Source organism: Mesorhizobium sp. M7A.F.Ca.US.002.01.1.1 (assembly GCF_004022955.1).
Classification (GTDB): domain Bacteria; phylum Pseudomonadota; class Alphaproteobacteria; order Rhizobiales; family Rhizobiaceae; genus Mesorhizobium; species Mesorhizobium ciceri.
Map to the genome: position 1 here is coordinate 63691 of NZ_RZQE01000002.1, position 7121 is coordinate 70811.

General features: G+C 62.8%; 3 protein-coding genes. All 3 read left to right on the forward strand.

Annotated elements, in window-relative coordinates; all coding sequences use genetic code 11:
• Positions 1-15 precede the first annotated feature (15 nt).
• The 3 genes from EN932_RS00855 (at position 16) to EN932_RS00865 (ending at position 7082) form a co-directional block, all read left to right on the forward strand.
• Positions 16-3510: an indolepyruvate ferredoxin oxidoreductase family protein gene (locus EN932_RS00855; protein ID WP_127385458.1), complete on the forward strand. Its 3495-nt coding sequence runs from the start codon at positions 16-18 to the stop codon at positions 3508-3510.
• Positions 3511-3654: 144 nt separating this feature from the next.
• Entirely contained in the window at positions 3655-5967 is a 2313-nt protein-coding gene (locus EN932_RS00860) for an EAL domain-containing protein (RefSeq protein WP_013528207.1), read from the forward strand.
• Between the two features lie 335 nt (positions 5968-6302).
• A complete protein-coding gene (locus tag EN932_RS00865; RefSeq protein WP_013528206.1) occupies positions 6303-7082 on the forward strand; it encodes a hypothetical protein in 780 nt (259 codons plus the stop codon).
• The last annotated feature ends 39 nt before the right edge of the window (positions 7083-7121 follow it).

Here is a 7121-nt window from a genome sequence, read left to right on the forward strand (position 1 = left end):
CAGAGGAAATGCCTGATGACGCTGCACGACGTCGCGCTCGACGACAAGTTCGATCTCGCAAAGGAGCGCATCTTCCTGTCCGGCGCGCAGGCGGTCATTCGCATGCTCTTGATGCAGCGCGAGCGCGACCGTCGCGCCGGCTTGAACACGGCCGGCTTCGTCTCCGGCTATCGCGGTTCGCCGCTCGGCGGCCTCGACATGCAGCTGTGGAAGGCGAAGAAACAGCTCGCCCAGGCTGACATCGTCTTCCAGCCGGGTCTCAACGAGGAGCTTGCCGCCACCGCCTGCTGGGGGGCGCAGCAGACGGAGCTGCTGGGCGAGGGCACTCATGACGGCGTCTTTTCGGTCTGGTACGGCAAGGGACCGGGCGTCGACCGCTCAGGCGATGTGTTCCGCCACGCCAACCTCGCCGGATCGTCGAAGCATGGCGGCGTGCTTGCGCTGATGGGCGACGACCATATGGCCGAATCCTCGACCAACGCGCACGCCACCGAATTCCTGTTCGTCGACACGATGGTGCCGATCCTCAACCCGGCCGGTGTCCAGGAGATCATCGACTACGGGCTCTACGGTTTCGCCATGTCGCGCTTTGCCGGCACGTGGGCGGCGATCAAATGCGTCAAGGACAACATCGAATCGACCGCCTCGGTCGATGCCGCGCTCGAGCGGCTGAACATCGTCGTGCCGGAGTTCGACATGCCGCCTGGCGGTCTCAACATCCGCCACGAGATCGACATGCTCGGCCAAGAAGAGCGGCTGCATGAACACAAGCGCGCCGCGGCCTCCGCCTTCATCCTTGCCAATGGGCTGAACCGCATCGTCTATTCGGGGGGCCGCAACCCGAAGATCGGCATCATCACGCTCGGCAAGAGCTATCTCGACGTTCGCCAGGCGCTGGAGGATATCGGCATCGACGAAGCGGCCGCCAACCGCATCGGGGTGCGGCTGTTCAAGGTCGGCTGCCCCTGGCCGCTCGACCTGCATCACATCGCCGGTTTCGCCAGCGGCCTCGACACCATCGTCGTCGTCGAGGAGAAGCGCTCGCTGATTGAGGTACAGTTGCGCGAAAGCCTTTATGGCACTGCCACCCAACCGGTCATTATCGGCAAGAAGGACGAGCGCGGCGACTGGCTGTTTCCGGCCAAAGGCGCGCTCGATCCCAACGAGATCGCCATCGCGCTTGGCGAGAGGATCGTCAGGACCATCGGCCCGTCCGAAGAGATTTCGGCGCGGGTGGCAAAACTGCGCCAGTTCCAGGCAATGCTCACCGAGGCCACCGACATCGGCTCGCGCACGCCGTTCTTCTGTTCCGGTTGCCCGCACAATTCGTCCACCAAGGTGCCGGACGGCTCGATCGCCGCGGCCGGCATCGGCTGCCACTTCATGGCGCTGTGGATGGACCGCAACACAGTCGGCTTCACGGCCATGGGCGGCGAGGGCGCGCAATGGGTAGGCCAGGCGCCGTTCTCCAAGCGCGAGCACATCTTCCAGAATCTTGGCGACGGCACCTACAACCATTCCGGTACGCTGGCGATCCGCTTCGCGCTGTCGAGCGATGCCAACATCACCTACAAGATCCTCTACAACGACGCGGTCGCCATGACCGGCGGCCAGCCGCACGAAGGCGGCCTGACCGTCGATATGATTGCCAGGCAGGTGCGGGCCGAGGGTGTCGACCGCATTGCCATCGTCACGGATGAGCCGGACAAATATGCTGGCAAAGCCGAATTCCCGGCCGGCGCCACTATCCATCACCGCGACGACCTCGATCTCGTCCAGCGCGAGCTGCGCGACGTCAAGGGCGTTTCGGTCTTGCTCTACGACCAGACCTGCGCCGCCGAAAAACGCCGCCGCCGCAAGCGCGGCACATTCCCCGATCCCGACAAGCGCGTCTTCATCAACGAACTGGTCTGCGAAGGCTGCGGCGATTGCGGCGTACAGTCGAACTGCGTCTCGATCCAGCCGGTCGAGACCGAATTCGGCCGCAAGCGCAAGATCGACCAGTCGAGCTGCAACAAGGATTTCTCCTGCGTCAACGGCTTCTGCCCGTCCTTCGTCACTGTGCACGGCGCCAAGATCCGCAAGGCCGAGGGCCTGGCCGGCAAGGCCGATCCGCTGGAAGGCGTGCCCGTTCCGGCGCAATTCCCGCTTGGCGAGCAGGGCTGGGCGGCGATCATCGACGGCGTCGGCGGCACCGGCGTCGTCACCGTCGGTGCGGTGCTAGGCATGGCGGCGCATCTTGAGGGCAAGGGCTGCGGCATGATCGACATGGCCGGCCTCGCCCAGAAGGGTGGCTCGGTGTTCACCCATGTCCGCATCGCTCGTACCCCGGACGACATCCATGCAATCCGCGTTTCGGCGGGGAAGGCCGATCTCGTGCTTGGCTGCGATCTCGTCGTGTCGGGCGCCAAGAAGGTGCTGACCGCGGTGCGCGAGGGCCACACCATCTTCGTCGCCAACACCGCCGAGATCATGCCCGGCGAATTCGCCCGCTCGGCCGATTTTTCGTTGCCGATAGAGCGGCTGAAAAAGGCGATCCGCGCGGCTGCGGGCGACGACAAGGCACATTTCTTCGATGCCACCCGCACTGCCACGGCACTTTTCGGCAATTCGCTCGGCGCCAACATGTTCATGCTTGGCTTTGCCTTCCAGCACAGCGGCCTGCCGCTGTCCGCCGAGGCGGTCGAGAAGGCGATCGAGCTCAATGGCGAAGCCGTGGCGATGAACATCGCCGCCTTCCGCTGGGGCCGTCGCGCTGCCCATCAGCCGGATTTCGTGCGCGGGCTGGTTGCCCAGCCGGGTCCGACCGCGGCTGGAAAGGCAGGCCAGGCCACGGACACCGCCGAGACGCTGGACGACATCATTGCCCGCCGCGTCGCCTTCCTGACCGCCTATCAGAACGCCGCCTATGGCAGGCGTTATGCCGGAAAACTGGCCGCGTTGCGCGCCGCCGAAGCGAAGGCCGTACCTGGTTCGACCGCGGTGTCGCAGGCTGCCGCCAGGAACCTGTTCAAGCTGATGGCGATCAAGGACGAATACGAGGTGGCGCGTCTTTACACGGACGGCTCTTTCGCCGCCGAACTGGGCAAGCAGTTCCAGAGCTACGAAAGGCTCGAATTCCACCTCGCTCCGCCGATCATGGGCCGTCGCGGCAATGACGGAAGCCCGCGGAAATCGAGCTTCGGCCCGTGGATGATGAAGGGTTTTCGCGTGCTGGCGGCGATGAAGGGCCTGCGCGGCACTGCCTTCGACCTGTTCGGCTACACCGCCGAACGGCGCATGGAGCGGCAGCTGCTGGCGCGGTACGAGGCGGATCTGGAGCTCATCGCCGGATCGTTGGCCCCAGCCAGGGTCGATGCGGCGGTTGCGCTGGCCTCGGTGCCTGCCCTCATCCGCGGCTATGGCCACGTCCGTCAAGCCAGCGCGCAAAAGGCCGCCGGCGAGCGCCAAAGGCTGCTCGAACGCCTGTCGAGTACGCCGGCGCGGCCCGAACTTCAGGCCGCCGAATGATCGATACGCCTTGTTTACCTGAACGACAGTTTCCTTGCTTTCCGCTGCGTCACCCGGCTTGACGGCAGGAGCGCGAGGGTCTCTCTAAATCTTTCTTAAGGCGGATGTGGCACTGCTTGGCTCCCCAGGGTTGGGATTCAGGCGTTGAATCTGCGAAAAAAGAACGAGATCCCGGTCGACGTCTATATTCCGTTCGTGGAAACCCTGTTTCGCGACGGGCTGACACTTTCGATCGGCATTCTCGCGCAGACTTTCCTGATCGGCCTGGTCTGGTGGAAGAGCGGCGATCCGCGGTATTTGCTGGTCGCGATCTCGATGGTTCTCGTCGGTGTGTTCCGCATGAGAAACTTTCGAAAATACAACAGCATGCCGTCGCCGACGACCTGGGAAGAGGCGCACAAGCGTGAGAATGACTACATTCTCTATGGCTCCCTGCATGGCTTGACGCTTGGCGCTTTCTGCCTGCTCGGCATCTATTTCGCGCGCGATGGTTTCGCCGAAATCGCCTCCGTTTGCCTGACGCTCGCGACGGCGACCTCCATCGCCGGCCGCAACTACGGCTCGCCGCGCATGGTCACCATCCTGACCATTGCCTTGACCTGGCCGATCTCGCTTGGCTTCCTGCTGCGCGGCGACATCTACCATGTCCTCCTCGGGCTCCTGTCGGCGCCGTTCCTGTTCGCCATCCGGAAATTCGCCAACACCGTACGCGATGTGCTTTTTGCGGCCGTCTCGGAAGAGAAGAAGGCCAACCGCATTGCCCAGCGCTTCAACCGGGCGCTCAACACCATGTCGCACGGCCTTGTCATGCTCGGTCCGGACGGCCGCGTCGCGGTGGCCAATGCCGAGGCCGCGCATCTGATGTCGCTCAAGTCGCCCGACGCGCTGCTCGGACGGTCGATCCACGGTCTGTTGATGCGCGGTGTCGCCGGCGGCATGCTGGCGCCCAAGGATTGCCGCTACATCGAGGCGCAGCTGACGCGTGCGCTGCGTGAGGGTCGCGACCGCAAGGTGCTGGTTTCCCTCGCCAACGGCCAGCATTACGAGTTCTCGGCTCGCGAAGGCAGCCAGGAACTGGGCGTCATCACCTTCGAGGACGTCACCGCCCGTGTCGAGGCGGAAGACAAGATCCGCTTCATGGCACGCTACGACAATCTCACCGGCCTGCCCAACCGGGCCTATTTCCATGAATTGGTGGGCGAGGCCATGGCGTCCGGCGATCGCGACCGTCTCTGCGGCCTTGCGGTGCTCGATCTCGACGATTTCAAGAGCGTCAACGACACGCTTGGCCATCCGATCGGCGACGGCTTGATCTATGCCGTTGCCGAGCGGCTTGGCGCCATTGCCAAGCAAGATATCACGGTCAGCCGTTTCGGTGGCGACGAGTTCATGATCTTCTTCGACCGCGTCGAGGATGAGAGCCATCTGACCAGCCAGCTCGACGAGATTTTCGCCGGCCTGCAAGGGGAAGTCGACGTCGCCGGTCACGGGCTGCGCATTCAGGCCAGCGGCGGCGCGGTGCTGTCACGGGTCAAGGATACCGATGTCGACGCCATGATCGTGAAGGCGGACCTGGCGCTCTACAAGGCCAAGGAACTCGGCAAGAACAGCTGGCGATTGTTCGAAGCTTCGATGGATGCCGCCTTCCGCAACCGTCAGCTGATGAAGGCGGATCTGCGCACCGCGGTAGAGGGCAAGAGCCTGCGGGTGGTCTATCAGCCGATCGTGGCGATGAGCACAATGCGTATCGCCAGTTGCGAGGCGCTGTGCCGGTGGGATCATCCAGATCTCGGGCCAATCTCGCCCAGCATCTTCATTCCGCTGGCCGAGGAAATGGGCATCATTTCCGAGATCAGCACCTTCGTGCTGCAGGCAGCCTGCGCCGAATGCGCCAAATGGCCCGACCAGACCAGCGTCTCGGTCAATCTCTCGGCCAAGGATTTCCGCAGCCGCGATGTCATCCAGAAGGTTCGCGATGCGTTGGCCGGCTCCGGCCTCGCCGCCAGTAGGCTCGAGATCGAGGTCACCGAAACGGCGCTGCTCGATGACAAGTCGCTGACGCGCCAGTATATTGAGGAGCTGAAGCAGCTTGGCGTGCGCATCGCGCTCGACGATTTCGGCACCGGCTATTCGAGCCTGAGCTACCTGCACAAGCTGCCGCTCGACAAGATCAAGATCGACCGCTCTTTCCTGATGGACGTCACCCAGAATCCCCGTTCGCTCGAGCTGCTCAAGGGTATCGTCAACCTGTCGCGGCCGCTGGGGCTTTCGGTGACCGTCGAAGGGGTCGAGACCTTCGAGCAGCTCAAGATCCTGGCGCTGCAGGTCAAGCCTGATCTTGTCCAGGGGTTCCTGTTCGGTTCGGCGCTCAGCGCTTCCGGCATCGAGACGATGTCGAACACGGTATGGCCCTTCGCCAAGGATATCAGGACCGCCAAAAAGGCGGTACGCCGCTGATTTGCGGCGCCTGGCGCATGGTGCCCGGGCACTGAGAGCCCATCCCTGTTTCCATCAGGATTGAACAGGCGCCCAGGCTTTAGGCATTCACTGCATTCGAGGTTTCTTTGCACATCGCGGGCCATGCCAGAATTTCAGCCGCTTCCCGTCATGTTCGAGACACGCTCTTTCCCCGTCGCGACGCAGAAAACGAAGAAAACCACCAATTTTAGTTTTATTTTAGCAATCGTTAACCTTAACGACTGGTAAACGGGCTGCTTCCTGTTTTCATCTTTTACATCCCAAGACCCTGTCGTAGTGTCGGATCGCGGCGGCAATGTACGGGGATTGAGTTGATGATTGTGCAGTTGAGTTCGCTTCGTCCGGTGACGGGCGAGGACGGGAAGGACGCCGCCGACACCATGTCCAGCTTCGCCCGCAACGTTTCGGCGATGCTTGAGCGGACAGAGTACCGCCGCTGCGACAAGGGCGAAGATCTCGAGGACATCTACCGCCTGCGCTACAAGTCATATCGCTCGAACGATATGGTGCCCGACAACGAAAACCATACCATTCACGATGAGCTCGACGAGGCACCGAATGTGTACCGCTTCGGGGTCTATATCGACCAGGAACTCGTCAGCACGCTGCGTATCCATCACGTCACCTTGGCCACGCCGATGTCGCCTTCCACCAAGGCCTTTGGCGACATCGTCATGCCGATGCTTCGTGACGGGCTGAGCTTCATCTGTCCCAGCCGGTTTGCGTCCGATCCCGAATGGTCGCGCGTCTACCCGCAGATTCCCTACCTGACGCTGCGGCTGGCCGGCATGGCGTGCTTCCATTTCAACGCGCCCTACTGCCTGTCGACCATTCGCGAGGATCACGCCGGCTTCTACAAGCGTATCTACTACTCGGAGAAGATCAGCGAGTCGCGCGCCTATCCGGGCGTTTTCAACAAGGTCGTGCTCTACCGCGCCGACGTCAACGCAATCCGCGAGCGGTCCTTCTCACGGTTCCCGTTCTTCCGCTCGACGCCAATGGAGCAGCGCATGCTGTTCGATACGCCGCATGTCGGGGAACTCGCGCCGCTGACCATCCTGCCGACGGCAAAATACTATCACGAAGCCGCCTGATACGGCAGGGATCCACACGATTTTGCAGGGCCGACAGGA